The organism is Actomonas spartinae (assembly GCF_051209155.1).
Lineage (GTDB): Bacteria > Verrucomicrobiota > Verrucomicrobiia > Opitutales > Opitutaceae > Actomonas.
In genome coordinates this window covers 285,273-309,213 of the sequence record NZ_JBPJGB010000001.1, presented here as the reverse complement: position 1 = coordinate 309,213, position 23,941 = coordinate 285,273, and the positions used below count along the sequence as shown (strand labels likewise).

The 23,941-nt window shown below is 66.7% G+C and carries 19 protein-coding genes; 5 read left to right on the top strand and 14 right to left on the bottom strand.

The features are described from left to right. Positions 1 to 17: 17 nt before the first annotated feature. A complete protein-coding gene (locus AC0MRV_RS01255) occupies positions 18 to 2,780 on the top strand; it encodes a DUF2339 domain-containing protein (RefSeq protein ID WP_472762603.1) in 2,763 nt (920 codons plus the stop codon). A 17-nt stretch (positions 2,781 to 2,797) separates the two neighbouring features. Here the strand turns inward: AC0MRV_RS01255 and AC0MRV_RS01250 are convergent, their stop codons facing one another. Both AC0MRV_RS01250 and AC0MRV_RS01245 read right to left on the bottom strand, forming a co-directional pair. Continuing rightward, the gene (locus AC0MRV_RS01250; protein ID WP_472762602.1) at positions 2,798 to 5,458 is read right to left on the bottom strand and encodes a CHASE domain-containing protein; all 2,661 of its coding nucleotides are present in this window, start codon (positions 5,456 to 5,458) and stop codon (positions 2,798 to 2,800) included. A gap of 33 nt (positions 5,459 to 5,491) precedes the next feature. Then, on the bottom strand, positions 5,492 to 6,466 hold the full coding sequence (locus AC0MRV_RS01245) for a nucleoside hydrolase (RefSeq protein WP_472762601.1): 975 nt from the start codon (positions 6,464 to 6,466) through the stop codon (positions 5,492 to 5,494). 50 nt (positions 6,467 to 6,516) lie between these two features. Between AC0MRV_RS01245 and AC0MRV_RS01240 the strand changes: the two genes are divergently transcribed. After that, entirely contained in the window at positions 6,517 to 7,596 is a 1,080-nt protein-coding gene (locus AC0MRV_RS01240) for a zinc-dependent alcohol dehydrogenase (RefSeq protein ID WP_472762600.1), read from the top strand. A gap of 12 nt (positions 7,597 to 7,608) precedes the next feature. Here AC0MRV_RS01240 and AC0MRV_RS01235 read toward each other — a convergent pair whose 3' ends face one another. From AC0MRV_RS01235 to AC0MRV_RS01215, 5 genes are all read right to left on the bottom strand, one after another. Continuing rightward, positions 7,609 to 9,357, bottom strand: a complete 1,749-nt coding sequence (locus AC0MRV_RS01235; protein WP_472762599.1) for an ATP-binding protein — start codon at positions 9,355 to 9,357, stop codon at positions 7,609 to 7,611. Positions 9,358 to 9,393: 36 nt separating this feature from the next. Then, entirely contained in the window at positions 9,394 to 10,524 is a 1,131-nt protein-coding gene (locus tag AC0MRV_RS01230; protein ID WP_472762598.1) for an FIST signal transduction protein, read from the bottom strand. Between the two features lie 19 nt (positions 10,525 to 10,543). Further along, positions 10,544 to 11,752: a hypothetical protein gene (locus AC0MRV_RS01225; RefSeq protein ID WP_472762597.1), complete on the bottom strand. Its 1,209-nt coding sequence runs from the start codon at positions 11,750 to 11,752 to the stop codon at positions 10,544 to 10,546. A gap of 116 nt (positions 11,753 to 11,868) precedes the next feature. Next, positions 11,869 to 12,921, bottom strand: coding sequence for a Gfo/Idh/MocA family protein (locus AC0MRV_RS01220; protein WP_472762596.1), 1,053 nt, complete (start codon positions 12,919 to 12,921; stop codon positions 11,869 to 11,871). After that, a complete protein-coding gene (locus tag AC0MRV_RS01215) occupies positions 12,918 to 13,553 on the bottom strand; it encodes a CAP domain-containing protein (RefSeq protein ID WP_472762595.1) in 636 nt (211 codons plus the stop codon). Before AC0MRV_RS01215 ends, AC0MRV_RS01220 begins: the two co-directional genes overlap by 4 nt. 194 nt (positions 13,554 to 13,747) lie before the next feature. Here AC0MRV_RS01215 and AC0MRV_RS01210 point away from each other — a divergent pair, with 194 nt between their 5' ends. Then, positions 13,748 to 15,946, top strand: a complete 2,199-nt coding sequence (locus AC0MRV_RS01210; RefSeq protein WP_472762594.1) for an ArnT family glycosyltransferase — start codon at positions 13,748 to 13,750, stop codon at positions 15,944 to 15,946. A 30-nt stretch (positions 15,947 to 15,976) separates the two neighbouring features. Further along, on the top strand, positions 15,977 to 16,456 hold the full coding sequence (locus AC0MRV_RS01205) for a hypothetical protein (protein WP_472762593.1): 480 nt from the start codon (positions 15,977 to 15,979) through the stop codon (positions 16,454 to 16,456). On the opposite strand, the gene AC0MRV_RS01200 is transcribed toward AC0MRV_RS01205, so the two are convergent. The 7 genes from AC0MRV_RS01200 to AC0MRV_RS01170 form a co-directional block, all read right to left on the bottom strand. Then, entirely contained in the window at positions 16,446 to 17,093 is a 648-nt protein-coding gene (locus tag AC0MRV_RS01200) for a hypothetical protein (protein WP_472762592.1), read from the bottom strand. The two genes, AC0MRV_RS01205 and AC0MRV_RS01200, sit on opposite strands and share 11 nt — an antisense overlap. 11 nt (positions 17,094 to 17,104) lie before the next feature. Further along, complete coding sequence (locus tag AC0MRV_RS01195) at positions 17,105 to 17,695, bottom strand: RNA polymerase sigma factor (protein ID WP_472762591.1); 591 nt, start codon at positions 17,693 to 17,695, stop codon at positions 17,105 to 17,107. 2 nt (positions 17,696 to 17,697) lie between these two features. Continuing rightward, positions 17,698 to 19,143 carry a hypothetical protein gene (locus AC0MRV_RS01190; RefSeq protein WP_472762590.1) on the bottom strand — a complete coding sequence of 482 codons (1,446 nt, stop codon included), beginning with the start codon at positions 19,141 to 19,143 and terminating at the stop codon, positions 17,698 to 17,700. 91 nt (positions 19,144 to 19,234) lie between these two features. Next, positions 19,235 to 20,032 carry a hypothetical protein gene (locus AC0MRV_RS01185; RefSeq protein WP_472762589.1) on the bottom strand — a complete coding sequence of 266 codons (798 nt, stop codon included), beginning with the start codon at positions 20,030 to 20,032 and terminating at the stop codon, positions 19,235 to 19,237. Then, positions 20,029 to 21,021, bottom strand: a complete 993-nt coding sequence (locus tag AC0MRV_RS01180; RefSeq protein ID WP_472762588.1) for an ABC transporter ATP-binding protein — start codon at positions 21,019 to 21,021, stop codon at positions 20,029 to 20,031. The genes AC0MRV_RS01185 and AC0MRV_RS01180 overlap by 4 nt, the downstream gene beginning before the upstream one ends. Beyond that, complete coding sequence (locus AC0MRV_RS01175; RefSeq protein ID WP_472762587.1) at positions 21,018 to 22,016, bottom strand: hypothetical protein; 999 nt, start codon at positions 22,014 to 22,016, stop codon at positions 21,018 to 21,020. The genes AC0MRV_RS01180 and AC0MRV_RS01175 overlap by 4 nt, the downstream gene beginning before the upstream one ends. Further along, positions 22,003 to 22,971, bottom strand: coding sequence for an ABC transporter ATP-binding protein (locus AC0MRV_RS01170; RefSeq protein ID WP_472762586.1), 969 nt, complete (start codon positions 22,969 to 22,971; stop codon positions 22,003 to 22,005). Before AC0MRV_RS01170 ends, AC0MRV_RS01175 begins: the two co-directional genes overlap by 14 nt. 213 nt (positions 22,972 to 23,184) lie before the next feature. Between AC0MRV_RS01170 and AC0MRV_RS01165 the strand changes: the two genes are divergently transcribed. Beyond that, a complete protein-coding gene (locus tag AC0MRV_RS01165; protein WP_472762585.1) occupies positions 23,185 to 23,937 on the top strand; it encodes a TonB family protein in 753 nt (250 codons plus the stop codon). Positions 23,938 to 23,941 lie beyond the last annotated feature (4 nt).

The window sequence follows — 23,941 nt, the reverse complement described above, 5'->3', positions numbered from 1 at the left end:
CCCCAGCGCCCCCTCCCATGGAAACCGCCCCTGCTCCCTTGGCCGACCGCGTCGCGGTTTTGGAACGCGAAATCGGCCGCCTGCGTCGCCGCCTCGATCGCCTCGAAGGCATCCCGCAAGCCGCTGCGCCTGCGCCCACGCCCGCGCCCTCAAAACCCGCCCCTGAGCCGACGCCCGCGGCGCGCCCCACGCCACCCCCCCTCCCTCCGCGCCATGCTCCGGCCCCCAACGTTCCGGTCAAACCGTCGGCCGTGCACGAGGTCCTGGCCACGCTGCAACTCCTCCCCCCGCGCGCCGACACCGGAGGCGAAGCCCAACTCGGCGCCTGGTGGGCGACCCGCATCGGCGCCCTGCTGGCGGTGATCGGAGTGGTGTTTTTTGGCCTCTATATATCCGCCCACACGACGCCGCTCGTGCGTTGGCTCGAGCTCGCCACCATCGTGGCGGGCATCAGCGCGGCCGGCGCCTTCTTCGAGCGCCGTGGTCTGCGTATTGGTCCCGTGGTGACAGGCGCCGGTCTCGCACTCACCTACTTCACCGCCTTCGCCGCGTATGCGGTGCCCGCGGTCAAAGTGATCGACGCGACGCCGCTGGCCGCCGTGCTCCAGATCGCCGCCGTGCTCTACATCGGCGGGCGGGCGCTGCGGCGCGATTCCCGCACCATCGCGCTCATGGCGATCGGTTTCGGTTATTTGTCGGCCTTTGTATCGCTCGAAACCGATCTGGCCGGATTCGCCGCCCTCGCCGGTCTGGGGCTCAGCCTCGCCGCCATGCTGCTCCACCGCCACCGCGGCTGGATGGGGCCGCTCTTTGCCAGCGGACTGCTCGCCCCGGCGCTTCAGCTCGTGCTGGCGTTCCAAATCTGGGCCCATCCGGCGGGCGGCTGGGATAGCGCCCTGCCCTACGGTTTCATCGCCCTCGGTTTTCTCGTGCATCTTGTCCCACTCGGGCGCGCGCTGCACGGTCCCGACGCCACCGGCACCGATTCGCGCATGCGCATGCTGCAGGCGATGCAGACGGCGTTGCACGTCCTCGCGGGACTCGCCTTGACGCTAAACGCGCACGGCACCGACGCGATCGAGGCTTGGTGCTTCGCCGCCGGCGCCGCGTTGAGCGTGGTGACCGTGCTGGTCTGGCGCGCTCGGTCCGAAGATCCGATTCTTGCCCTCTTCGCGGTGAAGGCGTCGGCGCTCATCGCGCTCGGCATCATCGCGCACTGGGATGCGCGCACGCGCTGGGTGGCACTGTTGGTCGAGGCGGCCGTGCTGCTCGCCGGTGCCCATCGCACCCGCCGAGCGGGACTTTTCGTCACCGCAGTCGGCACCTGGGCCGTGGCACTGGGCTTCTTCCTCAACGACATCGACGGCTTGGCGGGACGCTTGGTCTCGCCTGCCGGCGGTGCGGTCGCGTTGTTTCTGCTCGGCGGCGTCGCGCTGCTGAGCTGGGCCGACCGCCTGTGGCGGACCTTCGAGCCGACGACCGCCGTGGTGTTTCGTCGCATCGTTGCCATCGCCGCCGCCGTTCCGGTGCAAGTAGCCGCCGCGGTTGCCGGTGAAGAGGCCTGGTTCATCGTGGCCGCGCTCGTTCTCGGGCTCGCGCTGGAAGCGATGCGTCGCCGCTTGGCATCCACCGTCCCGGTTGTCGCGATCGTGGTGGCGATGCTCAACGCCCATGTCGCGCTCCAAGGTTTCGCCGAGCACGCGCACGGCGTGACCTGGCTCTGGATTGGCAGCGCGCTGCTCATCCCAGCGACCGCCGCCGCCACCTGGATCCTGACGCGCGACGGCCGTTGGCCGGGCGCGGCAACCTTTGGCTGGGTGCTCGTGCACGCCGCCTGGTCCGGCGCGTGCCTGCAATCCCTGCCCTCGCACCCCGCCCTCGCCATCACCCTCGTCTCGGCGGTCGCCATGGCCGCGGTGGGACGCCGGCTTCGGCAGGAAACCATCGTGACGGCGGCGATTTTTGCCGTCTTCAGCGGCAGCCTGCTGGGCTTCTGGCACCTCCTCACCACCTGGCAGCAAAACGGCGCCGACACGTGGCTGATCTTCTCCGCCCTCGCCCTGCCTGCCCTCTGGTGGCTCGTGCCCGGCCAGGACGCGGACAACGACAAGATGCGTCGCGCCGCCTGGTGGGGTGCCGCCGTCGCGGGCTCGCTCCTCATCTGGGCCGCGTTGACCAACCTCACGCCGCGACCGGCGTTGAGCCTGGCCACCGCAGCCGTGGTGATTGGCCTCACCGTATTCGCCCGCCGACTCGATCGGCCGACGATCCGCTTCGTCGCGGGCGCACTGGCCGGCTTGGGCGCGATCGCGTTTCTGATCCGCGCCGATGCGGCTTCCACCGGCGGTCTGGGACTGCGATTGCTCGGCGGCACGGCGATGGGTCTGGCCACGGTCGCGGCGCCCTTGTGGTGGCGTCAGCAACGCGACGCCCGCGACCGAGGCGTTTGGACGATGCTCCACGTGATTCTTGGCACGACGGTCATTTCGGCCGCCGCGCTCAACCCCGGCGGCCCGTGGCAGACCTATGCCAGCGCCTGGTGGGCGCTGGGGGGACTGGGGCTCTTTGCGTTGGGTCTGGGCCTGCGCTCCCGCCTGCATCGCGTGGTCGGTCTGGCGGTGCTCGCGCTCTGTATCGGGCGCATCTTCGTCCATGATATCAACGACGTGCAGCACCGCATCATCGCGTTCATCGCGCTCGGCGGCCTGTTGATCTGGGTGGGCTTTTCCTACCAGCGTTTCCGCCATCTCATCGACGACGATCGCCCGGATCCGTCCTGAGCGGCCGCGGCGCCCGCTCAGTCCAGCACGGTGCGAAAGACCTGTCGCAGCTGCTCCAGCGTGAAAGGTTTCGCGAGCACTCCGGCCGGCCGTTCCCCGGTCCAATTGCCGACTTCGAGCATGCTGCTGTAGCCGCTCATCAGAATGACCGGTAGCTCCGGTCGTAACTCGTGCAGGAGCCCCCATACTTGCCGCCCGCCCCAACCCGGCATGGTCATGTCCAGCAGCACAGCGGCATAGCGTTGCGGTTGGGCGACCACCATCTCCCAGCCCGTCTGTCCATCCGCCGCCTGGTCCACTTCGAATCCCAGATGCTCGAGGGCGCGGCTGGCCACCCTCCGCAAGGTTTCCTCATCGTCGATCACCAGCACGCGGCCGGTGCCGGTCCAATCCGCCGCCGGGGCGGCGGAGGTTGTCTCCATCGCGATGTCGGCCGTCGCCGGCAGGGCCAGCTCAAAGGTGGTGCCCACCCCGGGCTGACTCAGCAGTCGCATCGCACCGCCGTGTGCGCGCACGATTCCGCCCACCGCCGCCAAGCCGAGGCCCCGCCCGGTGAACTTGGTGGTGAAAAACGGATCAAGCACCCGTTGCCGCGTCGCTTCGTCCATGCCTTGGCCGTTGTCAGTGACCCGCATCAGCACGAAGGGCGGCGTCAGCACCTCGGCGCGAATCAAGGCTTCATGTTCCCAGACCAAGTCCTGGCTGCTCGTGCTCGTCGCAATGACCACGTCTCCGGCTCGTTCCCCCAGGGCCTCCGAACCGTTGATCACCAGATTCATAATGACCTGCCGCAGCTGCGAGGGATCGACGCGGATCGCCGGCAGATTCGCGGCCTGGTCCAGTCTCAGCCGCGTGTTCTTGCTCACCGTGTGCCGCAGCAACGGCAGCAGTTCCTCGATCAAACGGTTCAGATCGGCCGCCTGCGCTTCCCGCCGGTTCTTGCCGGTATAATCGAGCAACTGCGAACAAAGCTCCGCCGCCCGCAATCCGGCGGAGCGGACATCCTTGAGCAATTCCTCCAACGGCGAACCCGGCTCCACATCCGCCAAGGCCAAGCTGGTGTTGCCGAGCACACCGGTCAGCAGGTTGTTGAAATCGTGCGCCACCCCGCCCGCCAGCACGCCCAGACTCTCCAGCCGCTGGGCCTCCAACATTTTCCGCTCCACCGCCCGTTGCTCGGTTTCGAGCCGTTTGAGATCCGTGATATCCGTGGCGATACCGCAGACCCCCCGAATCGCACCGTGTTCGTCAAACAACGGAAACTTGTGCACGAGGCTGCTGACGGTCACCGGGCCGGCCACGGACGTATTTTCGCAGGTGAACGCACGCCCTTCCCGGATCACGCGTTCGTCGATCTCGCGATAGGCGGCGACCTCTTCGGGCGGGAAGTTCAGTTCCTCGTCGGTGCGGCCCAGAACGTCTTCCCGCTTTTGGCCCAACACCTGACAAAACCGCGGGTTCACCGAAAGGTAGCGCCCCTCCAGATCCTTCAGAAAGATCATGTTGGGACTGTTCTCCAGCACCCCGGCCAGTTCCTCGCGACTCGCCCGCAGCTGGGCGGTTCGCATCTCCACTTCACGCCGCACCGCCTCATGCCGGCGGCTCACGGCGGAGATCAACGAAACGACGAGGCCGGTGACCGCGAGTCCCAGGACCAACAGCAAGAACGGCACGGCGGAGTAGCTCTGTGCCCGCCAATCCCTGGTCGCGGCCAAACCCAGTTCCCACGTGCGGTCGCCGGCCCGCACGATCTGCAGCACCGCCCAACGATCGTCCCGCTGAAAGGGGGGAATGCGTGCCGCGTCCACGATGCTCTCGCCGTTCACGGGCAGATGGAGCTGCGGCCCGGCCGATCCCTCGGACTCAAACAGCCAGAGGTCCAGCTGTGACGCCACCTGCGACTCTCGTGTCACCGCGAGCAAGTCCTCCAAGCGGAACACCCCGAGCAGAAACCCCAGCAGCCGGTCGGTGCGGTCCACGCCACTCGCCCGATTGCTCGGATCGACGTAGACCGGCAGGTGCATGATCCAACCCAAACTCGGCCCGAGGTCCGCTTCACGATACAGGGGCGTGATTCCCGACCCCCCCGGCTCCCCATTGCGCATGCTCCACAAGCGGGACGGCCAGGACGCCGCCGAGCTGATGTCAAACCCGAGCGCCGGCCGGTTGGGCGCCAACGGCTCGATGAACGTCACGGGAAAATACTCCGCCCGCGCTCGGGCCGGCCGCAGCGTGAGATCCTCGAAGGAGGTCATTTCCATGATCGAGGCAACGTCCGTTCGGAGGCTGAGTTCGGCCTCAAATGCGGCGCGATCCGCTGCCGCCACCCGGGGCACCCATTCCAGCGCGGCGATATCCGGGAACCGCTCCCGGTAGTCGCGGGCTGCGTCGGAAAACTCCTGCTCCAGCAACTCTTCGGAATGGTCCAGGAGAACTCGCATGCCCCGCAACACCTGCTCGCGTCCCTCGATTGTCCGTTGCACCGCGATCGCCATATCCTGGCCGCGGCGCTCCAACGCGGCGCGCGCATCCGCCCGATGCTCGCGCCAGGACCAACCGGCCGTCAGCCCGCTCAAACTCACCCCCACGACCAAGACCAACCACGGAAAGGACAGCCGTCGCGACGGCGGCGGTGTGCCCGGGCTCGCCGACGAAGGAAAGCGCGGAGAACGGCTCATGACCTGCGGATCCTCAATGCCATTTTTCCCGCTTCAACGCGCATTCACCAGTCGGTCTGTCAAGTGGTCGTAGAAGCCCGGCAGGTCGCGCCAACGGATCGCGACCTCGGCGACATGGGGTCCGTCATCGTCCCGCACGGTGAAGCCGTCGTTGGTCACCGAAAAACGGATGGTCTCATACTCCAGCAAATCATCGTCGTAAGCCATGTAGACCGCGACGTTGTCGAATAAAGTGGAGGATTTCTGGGTGAAGAAATCGCAGGTCATCCACGGCACGCGCGGCGCCCAGATGCAGTAGTTCTCAATCACCGCGTTGGCGATGGGGTCGTCGGTCGCGCGCCACACCCGCTGATAGTTTTCGCCGGCCAGAATCACCAGTCCGCAGGTGTCGAGCGGCGTGAGCGCGATGCGTTGCCACGGTGCCGCCATGAGCGTGCGGAAGGAGGCGACGTCGGCCTTCACGTTGTATTCAGCATCTGGATTCGCCGCCCCGCCGTAGCCCACGTCGAAGCTGCCATGCATGCCGTAGAGTCGGCATTTGCGCGCGATGTCCGGCGCGCGCTCGACCGCCGCCGCCAGGCTCGGTGCCGGCCCGATCGCGATCACCACAACTTCGCCCTCCGCCGCCCGCACCAGATCGATGAAGGCCTGCACGCCGTCCTCGACCAGTTCACCCGGGTAGGCGCCGAGATCGTAATCGGCGACCCACGGTCCCTGGTGGCGGTGCTCGTCGCCCATCACGCCAAAATCGAGCCCCAGCGCCACCGTCACGTCGGTGCGATCGGCGACTTCCAAAAACTTGGCCGCCACCGCCGCCCGGTAGCGGGCTTCCCCCGTTTCGGTGAGCACCATCCGCAGATCGAGCTCCGGCGAGCGCAGCAGATGCGCCAGCGCCCAGGTGTCATCGATGTCGCCCGCGATATCCGTCGAAAGCACCGTCGTGACCCCGGCCCGCAGTCCGCCGCCCATGAGTCCGACCAGGCCGAGAAGAAAGAGGAATCGCTTCATGCCCACGGTTTAAGTCGCTCCGGTGCGCGAGGTCGATTCAGTTAGCGACCATGCGCGCCATTCGTCTGCACGGCCCTTTCGACCTGCGTTGTGAGAACGTCAACCCTCCGCCTCCGCCTTCGGCCGGTGAAGTGCAAGTGCGCGTCGAAGCCGTCGGAGTCTGCGGTTCCGACCTGCACATGTATGAAACCGGCGGCATCGGCGGTCGTTATGCCGATCAACCCTGCACCCTCGGCCACGAGTTCGCCGGCGTAATCGAGGCGGTCGGACCCGAGGCCTGCGACGAAGCCGGCCTCCCCCTCACCGTCGGCACCCGGGTGGCGGTCGACCCCGCCGTGCCCTGCGGTCACTGCGAAAACTGCCGCGAGGGCGATCCCAACCTGTGCCCGCATCACCGTTTCTTCGGCGTGCCTCCGGATCACGGCGCGCTGTGCGAGCACCTCGTGGTCCCCGCGGTCAACTGCTTCACCTTGCCCGACCGCACCTCGGCCGCCGTCGGCTCCTTGCTGGAAACCCTCGGCGTCGCGATTCACGCCGTCGATCTCGGCAAACTCCAGGTGGCGCGCAGCGTGGCGATCTTGGGCGCGGGCCCGGTCGGCCTGCTCATCCTCAGCCTCGCGCGTCTCGCCGGTGCCGCACCCATCCATGTCTTCGAGCCGGTGCCCGAGCGGCGGGCCAAGGCCGCCGCGCTCGGCGCCGACCACGTGTGGGACGTGCCGACCGAGGGCACCACCGATTCGATCCTCGCCGATTTCAACCGGGCGACATCCGACCGTGGCGTCGACGTGGCCTTCGAAGTCGCCAACGCCGACCGCTCGATCGACCTCACTTTCGCGGCCGCGCGGCCCGGCGGACGGGTCGTGCTGGTCGGCATCCCGGCGCACGACCGCAGCGAGTTCGGCCACTCGGTGCCCCGGCGCAAAGGCCTCACAGTCCGTTTCGCCCGGCGCATGAAGCACACCTACCCGCGCGCCATCGCGCTCGCGAGCCGACCTGATTATGGCGCGCTGTTGGAGGGATTCATCACCCACCACTTCAAATTGGAGGAAACCGCCGCCGCCTTCGAACTCGTCCACCAACAGCGCGACGGCGTCATCAAGGCCGTCATCATGCCAAGTTCACCGGCTTGAGCGCACGCCTACTCAGGCCTCGTCGCGTTGGCGCAGGGCTTCGAGGACGTTTTCGCGGCGCACGGGTTTGGCCAAAAAGAGGTTCATGCCGGCGGCCTCGGCCCGTTGTCGGGTTTCTTTGAAGACATTGGCGCTCAGGCCGATGATCCAGGGATGCGTCGCGGTGGTGTCCTCGCGCTCGCGCAGCCAGCGGGTGACCTCGATGCCGTCGCGACCGGGCATCTCGACGTCCATGTAGATGACGTCATACATATCCCGCTCCAACACCTCGCAGGCTTCGTCGCCGGTGCTGGCAAAACCCACCCGGTCGTAGCCGCTCATTTCGAGCATGAGGCCCACGACACGGCGATTGGTCGGGTTGTCATCCACCACCAGGACGGAGGGTCGGGGCGCGGTGGACGCGGGTGGCTCCTCGACCGGCTCGGTCTCCACCGGGAGCGCCGCGATCTCGCCCATGGGGTCGCCGGTTTCCACCGCATGAATCTCGAAGGTGAAGGTCGAACCGCGCCGGACTTCACTCTGCACCGAGATACCCCCGCCGAGGGCCTCGCAAAGCCGCCGGCAGATGGCGAGACCGAGGCCGGTGCCACCGTAGTTTCGCGTCGTCGATGAGTCGACTTGGCTGAAGGGCTTGAAGAGCCGCTCCATCGCCTCGGAGGCAATGCCGATGCCGGTGTCGATAACGCGGCCGATGAGCACGTCGGGCGCGCGATAATCAAGCTCGACCGTGATCGAGCCCGCGGCGGTGAATTTCACGGCGTTGCCCACGAGGTTGACCAGGATCTGCCGCAGTCGCGCGCGGTCACAGCGCACAAAACCCGGCACCGGCCCCACCGCCCGGGCCTCCAAGACGAGATTTTTGTCGACGACCCGTGAACGCATCATGTCGACGACGTCGTTGGCGACCTGCATGGGGTCGACGGGTTCGATCGAAAGCTCCAGGCGACCGGCTTCGATCTTGGAGATGTCGAGCACGTCGTTGATCACCTCCAAAAGTCCCTCACCCGAACTCTCGATCATGCGCACGTAGCGGGACTGGTCGGCATCGAGTTGGGTTTCGCGCAACAAGCTCGTGAAGCCGATGACCGCGTTCATCGGCGTGCGGATCTCGTGACTCATGACGGCGAGGAAATCACTCTTCGCCCGGTCCGCGCTCTCGGCCTTTTCCTTCGCCTGGCGCAGGGCGGCTTCGGAGCGTTTCAACTCCGAGACTTCGACCGCCGAGAGAATCACTTCGGACACCTCCCCTTCCGCATAACGCGGCTGCAACTGCGCGAGATACCAGAGATCCTTTTCGGTATCGCAGCCCTCCCAAGCCACGGCCTTGCCCTCCCAAGCCTGGGCGTAAACCCGCTCGAGTTCGGCGGCGCGGTCCTCCGGGAGGAACTCGTTCAACGCGTGGTTTTCAACCTTCTCGGCCGTCCAGCCCAAGCGGTTGGCGAGGGCCCCGCGACACAGGGTGTGCACGAACTGCAGCCCTTCGCGCCGGAAGCACACGATCATGCCTTGTTGCAGCTCGAGGGTCTGCTCGTAGTAGCGGGTGAGGTCCTGCAGGCGGTGCTCCGCGTCGCGGCGAATCTTTTCGTTGGCCTGGGTGAGTTCCTCGGAGACGACGTCGAGCGTGCGCTCCACGAATTCACGTTCCTGATCGGCCTGCACGTAGGCCGCGTCGATCGCCGCGATGAAGTCTGCCAGCGGCCCCGCCGTGATGTCGACGCCGGCGAGCTTCTTGCGAATTTGGCGAACGAGGAGTGGGTGCATGTTGGCGGGGAGCGACTGGGGTCGGAACTGCGGAGGTCAGTTCGCCCGCTCGCGAAAGGTCGTGAGGGTCATCGTTTGGTTGTGAAGTTCACAGCCATGCGCGAGACCGCCGGGACCGATTTCGCCGTAGGAATAGAAACCGACCGCGCCCGGCGGATGACCCAACTCCGTGAGCACCGCCTCGACTTCCTCCTCCACCCGTTGGTCGAGGAGGAGGCGACGACCGACACAACTGACCAGCAGCGCCAGCTCCGGCCGGGCCGCGGGACTCGCCGCCTGCCCCGCCTGCTCCGCGCCCCAGATCAGCTTGTCGATGGTCGACTTCATCAGGCGCACATGGCGACCGGCCGGCACGTCGCCGGCAAAGGTGAGCGACTGCTGCGCTTCGTCGACGGCGAGGATCGTGCGCACGAGGCTCGGTTCACCATCATCCTCCGGCAGCAGCTCCAAGGGAAACAACAGCCCCGTCGCCGGCAGCCCCTGAGCCCGATCGCCGAGGTAGTTTTTGTAGAGCGTGAGGGCGGGCTGCCCATCGAGTTCGAAGAGCACGTTGCCCGTCGCTTTGGTCACCAGCCGACGCGGACCAAAGGCCTCCCAGCCGCCGGCCGAGCCCCAGTTCACTTCCAAATCTTTCCCGTAGAGACCCACCGCGATCATGCGATCGCCGCCCACCTCGTCACCGTGCAAGACGACTGTCTGCTCAAAGCGCGAACCATCACCCGCCAAGCCACCGGTCGCACTCACGTGGTTGGGCAATCCCGCCCGCAAACCATCGGCCAGCGCCGCGCCGTTTACGTGCAATCCCTCGCTGAACACCAGCACATGGCACAGGTCTTCGGCCAACAGGGCCTCGGCCAGGTCGACCCCGATCTGATGGCTCGACTCCGCCGTCTCAATGGCATGCTCCACCGTTCGCACTCGGGTGGACGCAAACTCCACCGCCACCGCCACCGCACCGTCGTCGGACACGGTGGTGCCACATATTTCACCCGCCGTGCTGCAGCCCACGATCGCCGCCTGCGGGACCCGTCGTCGCAGCCCGCTGCGCACCGCCGGATCGAGCAAACAAGCGCCCGCGCCAAACACAAAAACCAGTTGGGCGCGATCAAGGGCGGTTTCGGGACCGATCCAACACCCGTCTTCCCATCTTAGGCTGGTGGTAAACATGGGCTTTTCTCCATCGGCCTCAAACCGCCGGGGCTGAAGGACTAACCACCGTCTCACCCCGCAACCAGCTCCAGGCCTTGTTGAGCCCGATCGGCTGCACGCCGCGGCCGCAGCCGTAGGCCGCCGCCATTTCCTCCTCATGGGTGCGGTAGCGCGGGGGCAGCACCAACACTTCGCCGCGACCATCGGTGACATTGGAGAAAAATGCGCCGCGACCGACCGCCAGACCCGCCGCCGCCGGCACCGCCACCCGGCGCTCGGGGAAAACGAGCCACGGTTTGTAGGCCAGTTCCAAGCTGCCGTTCTCAAGCTTCACCAGACGACCATAGGTGCGTTGCGGCGCGGTGCCCAGCCCCGTGCCGGCGAAGACCTTGTTGGCATCCGGCGCCACGCGAAAGCGTCCCTTCCGACCCGTGAAGAAGTCCCAGCAGAACACGCTGCTGAACACCGTCAGTCGGAACGACCAGCCGGCGATGAAGTAGGAGATGACAATCACCACCAGCGACAGCGCCGCGCCGATTTTCGGATCAAGCTGCGCCGTCAACACGACCAAACCCAGCAGCGCCGTGCGCGCGGCCTTGAGCGCCGCGTCGATCGCACCCCACGGGCTCAGCAGAATGAGGCCGTTGATGGCATGCGAACCCATCCAGACGACGGCGTAGACCGCGATGCCAAGCGGCACGGTCAGCACGCTGAGCAACCACGACCAATCAATCACCGCGAAGTGCAGCATGCCCACGCCGCCAAAATCGGCCGAAGCCGCCGCCACCGCGGTGTCGCCGCCACCCGTGATCATCTTGGACAACATGTGCATCGAAAACGGCACCACCGCGCCCGCCGCGACGAGGCCGGTCGCTTTGTTCTCAATCGTCTCCAGCACATCGAGCGGCTTCTTCCAGCCCGGGGGCAGCGCCGCGCCCGCTGCGTCTTTGAGCGCCACCGCGCCGACCAGGCCCAGGGCTGGCAGCCAGAAGGACATCTGCGCAAACCACGGCAGGTTGGCGCGCCCGGCCTCATCGGTTTGGAAATACAAATAGGCGCCGTAAACGCCCGTGCCCAGCAGCGGCGAAATCGCAATCCCGGTCACGGCCGTGATCGCCCCGGCCACCGACGCCGCCGGCGACCGGTCGTTCACCGCCACTTCCTCCGCCTCCGTCGCCGCCCAAAGCGGCGAAATCACAACGGACAGGATCAACAGCAGGACGACGGACGGAGCGAAGCGTTTCATAGTCGGGAAGCGGGGATGCAATCGGGTTGCCGAAATCAGGAGGCAAGCAGCCCGATATTGCAGCCGAAAAGTTACCTGCGTGGAAGGCGCGGAAAGCACGCGTCAGGCAGGCCCATTCAGGCGTAGTTCACGCCAACCTGCGCGCACCAATCGAGCATACCGGCAAGGTTTCCACGGGTATCGGCCCAGGTGCAGGCCGGCACCTCATGCTCGCCCGCCCGCACCGCCGCCGCGAAGGCGTCGGCCTCGTAGGCATAGAGGTCGCGATCGGGGGTGATGGTGACCACCTCGGGCTCCGTCGCGCCATCGCGCCGGATCTCGAGCCCGGTCGCCTCCAGGTCGCGCGTGATCACGAAGGGCGAAGGCACCACGATATGTCCGGCGCTGCCGTAAACCCGCACCACGTTCTGCTGCCCCACATCGGTCCCACACGACAGCTCGGCGGTCATGCCACCCGGGAAACGCGCCACTGCGCTGGCCCGCACGTCGGTCCCCGCTTCGGGGTGCATGATGCCGACACCCCGCAACTCGGTTGGTTCGGCAAAGCCCGCGCCCGTGGCCGCGCCGGCCAAGAGCCGCGCGTAGGACAAGGGATACCCTCCCACGTCCAAAATGCCGCCGCCCCCCAGCGCCTTGTTCCACAGGCGTCCCGCGGCATCGAACGGCGCGTTAAAACTGAACGCGGCCTGCACGTGCCGCACCTCGCCGATCGTGCCCGCGCGGATGAGCTCAACAAGTTTGATCGTCTGCGGATGACACCGATACATCCACGCCTCCATGAGGGTGCGACCGTGCTCGCGCGCGGCGGCCTGCATCGAGTCGACCTGCGCCAGGCTCATGCCGATGGGTTTCTCGCACAGCACGTGTTTACCGGCGGCGAGGGCGGCCACCACCACGTCGTGGTGAAACGGATGCGGCGTCGCGACATAAACGGCTTCGACCTCCGCATCGGCCCAGAGCCCGGCGTAGTCACCATGCGTGTGGGCGGGATCGATGCCATGGGCGGCGGCGAAGCGCTCGGCCGAGGCCTGACCGCGGCTGGCGACGGCAACCAGGCGGCCGGCCTGGGCGGTGCGTAGTCCGCGAGCGAATACGCCGGCGATGTGACCGGTTGAAACAATGCCCCAGCGCAGCAGCGGGGACGAGGAGGGGTTGGTGGGGGAGTTCATCGGCGTTCGGGACGGGCCATGAACACCTGCACGGCATGCACGACCTCGCCGCCCAGAGGACTCCGAGCGAGGGCGGTGCCGCAAGCCAGATAACGCACTTCCGGGTGGAGCAGGTTCACCCGGTGCGCCGGCGAATCCATCCACTGCTGCACGATGCGGGCGGCGAGTTCCGCATAAGTCGGCCACGGCAGGTCCTGGCCCGTGACGTCATCGCGGCGCAGGCGCGCCCCTTCGGCCGACACCACGATGCGCACGGCACCACCGGAGGGCGGAACCCGCGCCAGGGTGATCGCAACGTTTTCCAACACCATCGCCGATTCGATGCCCTCCGCCCGCACCCGGTCCCAGGCCCGGTCGCGTCGGGCGAGCGGATTGTGGTGCGACACGTTGCCGGTAATCGCGTTGGTGAACGCGTGGATATCCGCCGCCCCGTGCAGACGCGGATAAGCCCGCAGCGCCCGCAACCCAAATTCGCGGCGCACCCGGTTGGTCTCGGCAAAGATCGCCGCCGAGAGCAGTTCGTCATCGAACCCGTCCCAGCTCACGCTCGCCTGCGCCGCGACGACGGGCTGCGGGGCCTCCTCCAAGCGCCACGCCGGCGTCTCGCAACCGGCGCCCAAGAAGACCAGCATCAAAAGGCAGAGAGGACGCCACCATTTCACCACACCCCAACAAGCCACCCCTTGGACAAATGGCAAGGGAGGCTCGGGTAAGGACCTTAGCGCGGTCGGAGCGCGCGAATTTCGGATTCACTTGCCCGGGTGAGTGAGTAATCCGTTGAGGTCCGCTTGGGCACTCGCCAGCCCGTTCCTCACCGTTCCCATCGATGAAGTCCGTCTTTCACTGGCTCGATCAGCACCCGGGGTTCTACGCCGTGGTGGCCATCGCCGCGTTGCTCGCGGTGATGGGCCTCTTGCTGGACACCAGCCGGCGGCCAGTCGACCAGTGGCCGCGCCGACCGGTGCGCGCGTGGCTGGCCTGGGCCGGTATATTTGCGCTCATGCTCTTCGCCTGGCGCTGGCCGCACCTGCTCGACCCCAAACCGCTCAATCCCGACGAGGCTTCGTTCGTGGCGAGCGCCATCCGTCTCGAGCACGATCCGTTTTTCTGGCGGTCCATTGACAACACCACCTCCGGTCCCCTCGCGAGCTTTCCGCTGGTCGCAATGCGACTGCTCGGCTTGCCAGCGGACTACTTCACCGCGCGACTGGCCGCGATCCTCCTCAACGGTATCGCGCTCGCGGCGAGTTTGTTGGCGACGCGTCGACTCGCCGGTCCGCGGGCCGCCGTCGCCGGGGTGTTGTCGGCCCTCGTCTTCTTCGCGGTCACGGTCGACTGGGACATCCTGCACTATAACTCCGAAGGTCTCCCGCTTGCGCTCATGAGCATCGGCGTGTGGTTGATCACCGAGGCACAAGCCCGGCACTTCACCGGCCGGGCGTGGGTTGGGGCCGGCATTTTCCTCGGCTTATTGCCGTGGGCCAAATTGCAGTCCGTGCCGATCGGGATGGCTATCGGTGTCTGGGCGCTCGGCTGGGTGCTGCTGCAATCGAGCCTGAGTTGGACCCAGCGCTGGCACCGCGCCGCCGTCTTGGTTGGCACCGCGGTTGCGCCGACGATCCTGCTGCTTTCTTGCTACGTGTTCGGAGGCCAACTCGACCACTGGTGGACCTCGTTCATCATCGACAACCTTATTTACGCGCGCGGCATCCCGGAATCACTCGGCGTGGAAAAGATCCTGCAGATGGCGAGCTACACCTACGCCCTACACGGGTTCTTCATCGCGCCGAGCCTGTTGCTCGCGGTTGGGCTTTCCTGGTCTCCGCGCTTGCACCGGGAACCCGGCTGCTGGCTCGGCGTGCTGAGCATCGCGGCCGCCTGCTACGCCATCACCGCTTCGGGACGCGGGTTCCTCCACTACACCATGTTCCTATTCCTGCCAGTCAGCTGGCTGACCGCCGTGGCGTTGAAGGGCTGGTTGGAACGCTCGCGCACGCCGCCCCCCGCGCGTTGGCGCTTCGCCGCCCTCATGGTGCTGATTGTGACGCCGCAACTGCTCGTGCGCGCCGGTGGCTCCTACCCCACGATGCTCGGTCAGCTCGAGCACGTCTGGCGATTCCCGCGCAACGAGATTGCCCAGGTGATCACCCGCTTGAAGCAACCCGGCGACATCCTCGGCCTGTGGGGATGGGACCCCGACCTTTCGGTGCGCACCGCCCTGCCGACGGCCACCCGCGAGACCAACACCGAACGGCAGGTGCGTGAAAGCGAGCTGCGCGATTCCTACTATCGCAAACGCTACCTGGAGGAGTTTCGGACCAGCCGTCCGGCCTTCTTCGTCGACGCGGTTGGACCCAATGGCTCGCAATTTTGGGACCGCACCACCCAAGCCCATGAAACCATGCCGGAACTCAAGGCGGAGATCGCGGAGCGCTACGTTTACATCGGCGACTTTCGTCCTTGGCGCCTCTACCTGCGCAAAGACCGCGCCATGGATCTGGACGCCGTTCGCACCGCCTTGGTCGAGGCCGCGCGGCAGCAGCCGCCGTTGAACGAAAATCCCATTCCCGCCGTCCATGAATATTTTCTGCCGGAACGCCCCCGCTGGGTGATTGAAGGGCGCGAAGTCAGCATGCTGGAGACCCCGGCACATGGCATCCTGCAGCTCAGCGGCGATGAGCGCACCCTCATCTTCGACTACGGCATGGACCCGCGTTGTTACCAACGCGCCGACCAGACGGACGGAGTGAATTTCCTCGTGCGCCTGCTCGTCGACGGCGAGTGGCAGGTGCCGATCTGGGAAGACCTGCTCGACCCGGTGAACGACCCGAGCGATCGCGGTTTCCAACGCGGCGAAGCCTACCTCCCCCCCCACGCCCCCGGCACGCAGGTCATTATCCAGGCCACCCCGGGACGCGTCGGCAACGCGGCCTGGGACTGGGCCTTTGCCACCGACTTCCGCTTCCGGCGCGGACCGGCGCTCAATTATGAGCTGCTCGGCGTTGTGGACTATACCGGTCTCTAAGAAAGGCCCCCGCCGTTCGTTTGAACTCACATGTTCAAACTCGGCTGCATCTGCCTCGGCATCCTCGCGACTCCCGGACTCGCCGAGGTTCCCCTGGCCCCGGCAGAGCCGGCCGCGGCCATCCGTTGGGCCTTTGCGCACGCCAACCGCGTATCGGTCAGCGACTGGGATGCGCAGACCCGCCGCAGGTTCGAAATCGAACTGCGGGCGGACGCCCGTTGGCGCGAGGAGGTTGACGACCTGCTCACCGACGCCGTGTTTCGGCCGCGTTCCACCTGCTTTTGCCACACCCCGCCGACCAAGCTTTGGCGTGACGACAGGTGGTTGCTCAGCATCTCGGTCCACCACGGCCGGAAGTTCCGGCTGTCGGTCAATCCGCAGCTCGGGGAGCTGTCGGGCGACTACGAAACGGACGAGGCCGTTTGTAAGGCCTTTATCGATACAGCCTACTCCCGCCTGCGCACGATGCAGGCCATCCGCGCCTCGGCCGAAACGGTGCTCAGCCGTTGATCTCGGTCGCGTCGGACTGACCGCCCAGGCTCACGTTGCTGGGCAGGAAGCTGCGTTCGAGAAAGCGCAGGGCGGCACGGCCATCGGAGCGCAGCGCCTCAAGCTCCGCGCTCAAGGCATCGGGTTGCGCGGTGGCGGCGGTATTGGCGGCGGGCGCGCTGAGCACCTTTTGCGAAAACGATTCAATGCTCGCGCTGAGTTGCTGCAGGTCCTGCTGGGTGAAGGCGATGTCGTCGCTCGGGATGGTCGACTTGCCCGGCGCGCCGTTCCACAGCGCCGCGGTCACCGCCAGCGCGGCGGCGGTGCCGAGGGCGACGGGCAACCAGCGCTGCCAGGCCGGCGCGCGGCGGACCTGCGCCTGCTCACGGAGCACGGGCCGCACGGCGGCGAAAATGCGGTCCTCCAGGCCGAGCGGCAGCTCCGGTTCGGCCCCTCCGGCAAAGGCGCGGGCCTCCTGGCGCAGTTCGTTCTCAAGCGCGGAGAGCGCGGCAAAGTGTCGAGCGCAGTCGGGGCAACCCGCGGCGTGGCGGGCGGCGAGACCGGGCGCGGGCCGGGTGGCGTCATCCTCGCGCCAAGCGCTCCACGCTCGCGCGAGCCGGCAGGTGAGACGGGGTTGGGCGGGGGCGGTGGTTTTCATGGCGGGTTGATTCATAGGAACGATTCCTTCGCCGACAGCAAACGCTGACGGGCTCTAAAGATGAGGGTTTTGATGCCGGGCACACTCTGGCCAGTGGCGGCCGCGGTCTCGGCGGTGGACATTTCTTCGCCGAAGCGCAGCCAGAGCGCTTCGTATTCGCGGCCGGTGAGGACGCGGCGGGCCTTGGCCCAGAGGTCGTCGACCCGCTCGCGCAGATCGGCCTCGCGGCGCGGTCCGTGGCTGCCGTCGCCGAGGGTTTCCTCGGGCAGCTCGACGAACTGCTTGCGGCCGCGGAAGTGGTTGAGCGCCGTGCGGCGCGCGATGGTAAAGAGCCAGTTGATGAGCGGCCGATCGGCGTCGACCTTGTGCAGCGCGCGGAAGGCTTTCACAAAGGTGTCCTGCGTGATGTCCTCGGCGTCCTGGGACTGGCCGGTCATGCGCACGACGTAGTTGTAGATCGGCCGGTGGAAGAGGCGCACGAGTTCGCGGGCGGCCGACTCGCTGCCGGCCTGGGCTTCGCGCACGAGTTCCGCCTCGGCGGGGGACGCTGTATCGGTTTCTTCCATACCGCGGGCAACCGAACTGGATGCGGCGGACGTCATGGTCAGTTGGCCGGCGCGAGGTGGCTGAGGGCGAAGGCCGAAACGCCGTCGGTTTCGTCGACGTAGCGCACGCGCAGGCGGTAGCTGCCGGCCGGGCCATGGAAACGCAGTTGGGCTTTCGCCGGACCGCCGTGGCTGGAGATCAGTTCACCGCCGGAAGCGTGTTCACTTTCTTCAATGCGGTAGTTGGCGAGGCGCATGAATTCGGCTTCGTAGCGGGTGCTTTCGCCACCGGTGGCCGGGATCAGATCGATGTAATCGACGCGGGCGTGCTCGCCATTGTGGGCGATGCTGGAGAGGACCACGATCGATCCGGCGCTGAGTGCCACCGGTTCCGACGTGAAGAGGGCGAAGTTCTCAGCCGAGATAGCGTCGGATCCCAGGTCCGCGTCGGCGTGCCAATCGGCAATCGCTTCGCCATCGACGTTGCCGATGTGGGCGCGGGTATCGTCGACGGGAGCCTCGCTGCGGGCCGCTTCAGCCTGCTGAGCATGTTCCTCCATGTTGTGCATTTGCTCCTGCAACATCGCGGCCAGGCGCTCGGTCGGATAGGCCATCTGCACCGCCACCCGGCGGTCATCGCGGCGGATGCTCACCGACTGGATGAAGGCCATCAGGTCGGCGTCGCTGGACTCAGCGAGGGAGAGCATGGCGGTGAGGCCGTTGAGGATGCGGACCAGTTTCTCAGCGAGCGCGTTGTCTTTGGACTCGAGCGTGGCGGAGGCGATGAGGTTCTCTCCCTGCTCGCCGAGCACGACAGAGGCGGCCTGGGTCATCTGCAGCACACGGGCCTGCGGGGTGTTTTCACCGCCGCCGATGGCCTCGGACGGAACCTGGGACGCGGCGTAGAGGTAATACTTTCCTTGCGCCGGGAGCAGGCTGGTGAGGGCGTGCCGGCCAGCGGCGAGCGAAGCGCCTTTCCCGCGGTAGAGGTCCAGCGATTGCAGGAGCATGTCCTGCGAGCGGCTCACGAGCACGATGGGCTCGGATGGGAAACCGATGAAGATCTCATTCTCCATGCGGTAGGTTTCGATCGGCAAGCCCTCGACCTCGACGAACTGGTCGGGCGCCGAGACCGTGGCGTGGGCGACGAGGCCCTCGGCGATTTTGCGCAGGTCGGTCGTGCCTTCGATGATGAGGGCGCCGGTCATGTCGGCGTTGTCGGTGGAGAGCTGGAGGTTGCCGAAACCGGTGATGCTGCCAACAGCGTCGAGGATCTTGCCGATGTTCGGCTGGAGCGGGCTGGCCTCCGCCATGCTCTCGGCGATGGGCAGGCGATCGATGATTTGCTGGCCGAGCGTGGATTCGCGCAGGGCGGCGAGGTCGGCGTAGACCACCCACTTGGCGTCGGCGGGCACCAGAGCCGGGTTGAGCTCGGCGTGCGCCGCCGGGGTCAGCCAGGAACCCGCGGTGAGGGCGGCAAGAGTAAGAAGGGTGCGTCGTTTCATGAGGTTTGGGAAAGGAGGTTGGAAATGGGTGGAAGGTTGTTGTTGCCCTCTATTCACCGCCGAAATCGGGGTGGTTTCGAAAAAATCGCGGTCAGCTCTCTTTTTCGCGGGCGCCGAGGAACTCCATGCGGGCGAAGACCGCGACCGCGACGCCCACGAGCCCCACGCTGATCGCCAGCATGAGACCGAGCGCGCCGAAGGTCTCGGCGTTCCAGGCCAGCGGTTGGAGATCACCCCTCGGCTGCAAAACGTGCAGGTGGCGGCTGATGGAGAACTTGTTGATTTGAATCGGGATGTTGCCCACGCCCGCCTCGATGAGCCCGGCGTAAGCGAGCCCCAGCAGCATGTAGCGCCGGGTCAGCGCACCCATGCCAAAGCCCAGCGCGGTGAAGGCCATGACCGCCGCGGCCATGATGGCGAACTTGCGCGGCAACTGCGCGAGCAACTCCGCCTGGTCACCCATGGCGCCGACGGCGACGACGAAACCCACCAGAAACGTTCCGGCGATGAGCCCGCAGGCCGTCTGGGCGAGGTAATTGAACACCACCAACATCGAACGCGGCACCGACCGTGGGCTGAGGTAATCGACCGTGCCCGGTTTCAGGATCTCGCGCACCGCACCGGCTCCGCCCATGAAGGCGAACAGCGGCACGATCGTGCTGAACACAAAAACGTCGGTCCAATCGGCGAACTGCGCCCCGTCGGACCGCATCGCGATGCGGAAGGTCAACACGCCCAGCAGGGCCAGCATCACCAGCGACATCACCGCGCGCGACGGCGCGAACACGCGGCGCCAGGTCAGGCGCCATACACCGCCGAGCGCCGGCAGGAGTCGGGGCGCCACGCGGGGACCAGAGACAGGGGAAGCAGCAGCAGTGGAGGTCGTCATGGCAGGGGCGGCGGTTCGATCGCGCGCTCGAGGGCGGATCCCTTGGCGTTGGCCTCTTGGATCACCACCCCGCTCTCGAGCAGGATGGCGTGGAAGTTCTCATAAAACGCCGCCGGATCGCGCCAGCGGGCGACGAGGGTGGATTTCTCCTCATCGAGGTCACAGCCGCGCAACAGCTCGCGGGCGAAAAGGAAACGGGCGAGCTTGGCCGGGTCGTCGCAGCGGAACTGGGTTTCCGCCGGCCAGCGGCGCGGCGGCGGAGCGGTCGGCACCTGCGCATCGATCGCGGCCTCCGTGTTCGGCATCGCCGGGGTGGAACGGGCGTTCGCCGCAGCGTTGCTGGAGCTGGGCATGCGACCCCAACGCAGCAGGATGAACGAGCGGCACAACGCCTCGAGGTCCTCGAGGATGTGACTCGAGATCACGACGCTCGTGCCTTCGGCGGCGAGTTGCCGCAACACGTTGGCCAGCTCCTCGCGGCCCATCGGATCGAGACCGTTCATCGGCTCGTCGAGGATGATGAGGCGGGGCTCGTGCAACAGACATTGCGCGAGCTTCACGCGCTGCTTCATGCCCTTGGAGTAAGCCGTCACGGGCTTGTTCCAATGCACCGCCGGTAGCTTCACGCGTTCGAGTGCGGCCGTCGCGCGGTCCTTGGCCTCGCGCGCCGACAATCCGGAGATCATGGCCAGCGCCGTGAGCCAGTCGCGCGGTTTGATGTTGGCGGGAACCGCTTCGTCTTCCGGGCAATACGCCAGCTGCGCGCGCACGTTGGAGCTGCTCCACGGCAGATCGCCAAACACCCGCAGCTCGCCCGAGCTGGGCTTGATCTGGCCGGTGAGCAGACGAAAGAGCGTGGTCTTGCCCGCCCCGTTGGGTCCGACGACGCCGGTGATGCCGGGGCCGATGCGGAAGGACACATTGTTGAGCCCGAGCACGATGCCGTAGAACCGGCTCAGGTTGGTGGCTTCGACGATCGCGTGACTCATTCCGGTTTCACCCTCCGCATGAAAAAGGCCAGGGACACGCCGACCAGCACCACGAGGCCGGTGATCACGCCGGTGAGCTCGTCGGTGCCGACGAAGTTCGAGGCACGTTGCATCTCGGCCGCCATCTCGGGACTGAGCAAGGGCAACACGCCGGCTGCCTCCTGCAGCACGCCGCCGATGTTGAAGATCTCATCGCGCAACATCTTGAGGTCGTAGGTGAAGCTGGCGTGGCGCACCCAACCCGGCATGAACGGATTCCCCGCCAGCCCGCCGACCACGATCCACAAGCCGATCCACCACAGCCGCGCCATCGCTGCAGTCTTACCGAGCGACGAAACCGCAAACGCAATCGCCGAGATCACGACCAGCCCCACCAGGTTGAACAACAGCGCATTGCCCAGCGCGCCAAACGAGTAACGCGCAAAGACCATGTCGGGCGCGAAGAGCACGCTCAGCAACCAGCCCGCCAGCAGCGGCCCGGTCCACAACATGAGCAGCGTGCCCACGATGATGCCAAACTTGCCCAGCAGGTAGTCGCGCGACGTCAGCGGTCGCGCCAGGTAAATGGTCAGCGCCTGACTCGACCGGTCGCGCGTGATGAGTCCCGGCACGAGCAAGGTGAGCGCCACCAGACTCAGCAACAGCCCGACCTGCGAATGCGCCCAGAAGATGCTCTTGAACATGCCCGCCACCAGGATGTCCGGGTAGAGCAACAACAGCGCGCTCACCGCCGACATGATCGCCTGCGGCCGCGGGCCACCTTTCGCGGCGAGGCTCGCCAACCAGCCGGTTTCCGAGAGCGTCTGCGTAAAGGCAAAACCTGCCACCGCCACCAGCACGCCCGCCGTCCAAGCGAAGAACAGCAGCAGCTTGAAGAAACGCATCTTCGTCAACTGGCGCAGCCCGGTCGACAGGATCACCCAGCGCCGCGCGTTTACGCCGCGCCGCGGGCCGGTCCAGCGATTGAAGTCCAACTTCGGCTCAAGCTCCGGCATCGACGACCTCCGGCTGCTGGTTGGGGTTCGATTTGGCCAGGGCCTGCAGGAACAAGCCGTGCAATGAATCCGGACTCGCAAAGATATCCGCCGGCGGCAGCCCGTGCTCCTGCATGAGTTGCAGCAACCAAGCGATGTCCTCGGCCGTCGTCTCGACGCGCAGCCGGCCGTTGGACAGGTGCTCGACCGCGTGACCCGCCGCGCGCAGCGCCGTCTCGTAGCGATCCACCGCCGCGGCCGGCGAGAGTTCGATGACCCGTTTGCGCTTGGCCTGCAGCTCGGCCATCGAGGCATGCTCGACGATGCGGCCGCCGGCGATGATGAGCACGCGGTCGCAGATGCGCTCCACGTCGTGTAACAAGTGAGAGGATACGATGACGCTGATGCCGTGCTCCTTCCACAACGTGCCGATCAACCGCAGGATGTGCTCACGCCCGCTCGGATCGAGCCCGTTGGTCGGCTCGTCCAGGATGATGAGCTTCGGGTCGTGCACCAGCGCCTGCGCCAGTTTCGCCCGTTGGCGCATGCCAGTGGAATAGGTGTCGACCGAGCGGTAGCGCTCCTGGCCCATGCCGACGAGGTCGAGCATCTCATGCGCCCGCTGGCGCGCCGCCTGGAAGGACATGCCGGAGAGTTGCCCGCAATAGGTCACGTATTCGCAACCCGCCATGCCGGGAATGTGGCAGTCGCGCTCCGGCCCGTAACCGACGCGCTCCCGCGATTCGCGGTTCTGCGCGGTGATGCTGACGCCCAACACCCGCGCCGAGCCGGCTGACGGTGTCTCGAGGTTGAGCAGACACTTGAGAAAGGTCGTTTTGCCCGCGCCATTGGGCCCGAGCAGGCCGATGGTGCCAGGCGGCACGCTCACCGTGACATCGTCGAGCGCCCGGTGGGAGCCGTAGAGCTTGGTCAGCCCGGAGGTTTCGATGATCGGCTCGCTCACGGCTTGAGACATGGCGACGCCCCCGCGGCGCGACAAGCGCGCGCGGCGACAATCGGGTGAAAGGTCGGAACTGGCATGCACCCCCATCACCCGACGAACCGGTGCGGGGTTTCAAAAAGTTCAAAGTTTCTCCGCCGGGGACCCGCGGCGCTTTTCCGAAGGGATGCCCGGCCGCCCGGGGTCATACCCCTTCGCCTGCCCTTCACCCTCAACCCCGTTCTCCCCATGAACACGCTGGCAAAATATCTCCTCCTCGTCGCGCTGGGCACCGCGGCCACGCTGTCGGCCGCCCCCTCCGGCGTGACCCTCGAAATCCAACCCACGCGCCAGATTTTCCCCCGCGACGCGCAAAACCGTGGCCTCACCGAAGGCTGGGCCCGCGTCGCCGTGGCCATCGACGCCGACGGCCGCCTGCTCGAACACCTCGTGATCGCCGCGTCGGACCGGGCCTTCGCCAAGGAAGCCGATCAGCTTGTGCGCACCGCCCGCATTTCTCCGCCGCGGGAAGACGGTCGCCCCCTCGCCCTGCGAACCGAGGTCAACATCGCCTTCCGGAACAACGGCTTGTTCATCGTCGACGACTTCCAAGCCATCGCCGAACTCTACCTCCACGGCCGGCTGGACCGCGCGGAGCCTGTGCGGATGGCTTCGCCGCGGGAGCTCGATCACCTGCCGCAAGCGATCGAAGCCCCCATGCCGCCCTACGCCACCGAACTCGCCAGTCGCGGGGTCACCGGCCGGGTGGTCGTGGATTTCTACATCGATGAAGCCGGTCGCGTGCGTCTGCCCGCCATCGCCTCGGCCGATCACCCCGAACTCGCCGATCTCGCCCTCAACGCCCTCGCACAGTGGCGCTTCGCTCCACCCACCCGCTACGGCCAACCCGTGCTCACCCACGTGCGCCAACCCTTCGACTTCACCCTCAAGCTCCCGCTCAACGCCACCCTCACGCCGGTGCCCAACCCACCCTCCTCCTGAGCGG

Bases quoted from the DNA above. Each gene is read 5' to 3' on its own strand.
- AC0MRV_RS01255 (WP_472762603.1), top strand. From the start codon at position 18: ATGGAAACCGCCCCTGCTCCCTTGGCCGACCGCGTCGCGGTTTTGGAA.
- AC0MRV_RS01250 (WP_472762602.1), bottom strand. From the start codon at position 5,458: ATGAGCCGTTCTCCGCGCTTTCCTTCGTCGGCGAGCCCGGGCACACCG.
- AC0MRV_RS01245 (WP_472762601.1), bottom strand. From the start codon at position 6,466: ATGAAGCGATTCCTCTTTCTTCTCGGCCTGGTCGGACTCATGGGCGGC.
- AC0MRV_RS01240 (WP_472762600.1), top strand. From the start codon at position 6,517: ATGCGCGCCATTCGTCTGCACGGCCCTTTCGACCTGCGTTGTGAGAAC.
- AC0MRV_RS01235 (WP_472762599.1), bottom strand. From the start codon at position 9,357: ATGCACCCACTCCTCGTTCGCCAAATTCGCAAGAAGCTCGCCGGCGTC.
- AC0MRV_RS01230 (WP_472762598.1), bottom strand. From the start codon at position 10,524: ATGTTTACCACCAGCCTAAGATGGGAAGACGGGTGTTGGATCGGTCCC.
- AC0MRV_RS01225 (WP_472762597.1), bottom strand. From the start codon at position 11,752: ATGAAACGCTTCGCTCCGTCCGTCGTCCTGCTGTTGATCCTGTCCGTT.
- AC0MRV_RS01220 (WP_472762596.1), bottom strand. From the start codon at position 12,921: ATGAACTCCCCCACCAACCCCTCCTCGTCCCCGCTGCTGCGCTGGGGC.
- AC0MRV_RS01215 (WP_472762595.1), bottom strand. From the start codon at position 13,553: ATGCTGGTCTTCTTGGGCGCCGGTTGCGAGACGCCGGCGTGGCGCTTG.
- AC0MRV_RS01210 (WP_472762594.1), top strand. From the start codon at position 13,748: ATGAAGTCCGTCTTTCACTGGCTCGATCAGCACCCGGGGTTCTACGCC.
- AC0MRV_RS01205 (WP_472762593.1), top strand. From the start codon at position 15,977: ATGTTCAAACTCGGCTGCATCTGCCTCGGCATCCTCGCGACTCCCGGA.
- AC0MRV_RS01200 (WP_472762592.1), bottom strand. From the start codon at position 17,093: ATGAAAACCACCGCCCCCGCCCAACCCCGTCTCACCTGCCGGCTCGCG.
- AC0MRV_RS01195 (WP_472762591.1), bottom strand. From the start codon at position 17,695: ATGACGTCCGCCGCATCCAGTTCGGTTGCCCGCGGTATGGAAGAAACC.
- AC0MRV_RS01190 (WP_472762590.1), bottom strand. From the start codon at position 19,143: ATGAAACGACGCACCCTTCTTACTCTTGCCGCCCTCACCGCGGGTTCC.
- AC0MRV_RS01185 (WP_472762589.1), bottom strand. From the start codon at position 20,032: ATGACGACCTCCACTGCTGCTGCTTCCCCTGTCTCTGGTCCCCGCGTG.
- AC0MRV_RS01180 (WP_472762588.1), bottom strand. From the start codon at position 21,021: ATGAGTCACGCGATCGTCGAAGCCACCAACCTGAGCCGGTTCTACGGC.
- AC0MRV_RS01175 (WP_472762587.1), bottom strand. From the start codon at position 22,016: ATGCCGGAGCTTGAGCCGAAGTTGGACTTCAATCGCTGGACCGGCCCG.
- AC0MRV_RS01170 (WP_472762586.1), bottom strand. From the start codon at position 22,971: ATGTCTCAAGCCGTGAGCGAGCCGATCATCGAAACCTCCGGGCTGACC.
- AC0MRV_RS01165 (WP_472762585.1), top strand. From the start codon at position 23,185: ATGAACACGCTGGCAAAATATCTCCTCCTCGTCGCGCTGGGCACCGCG.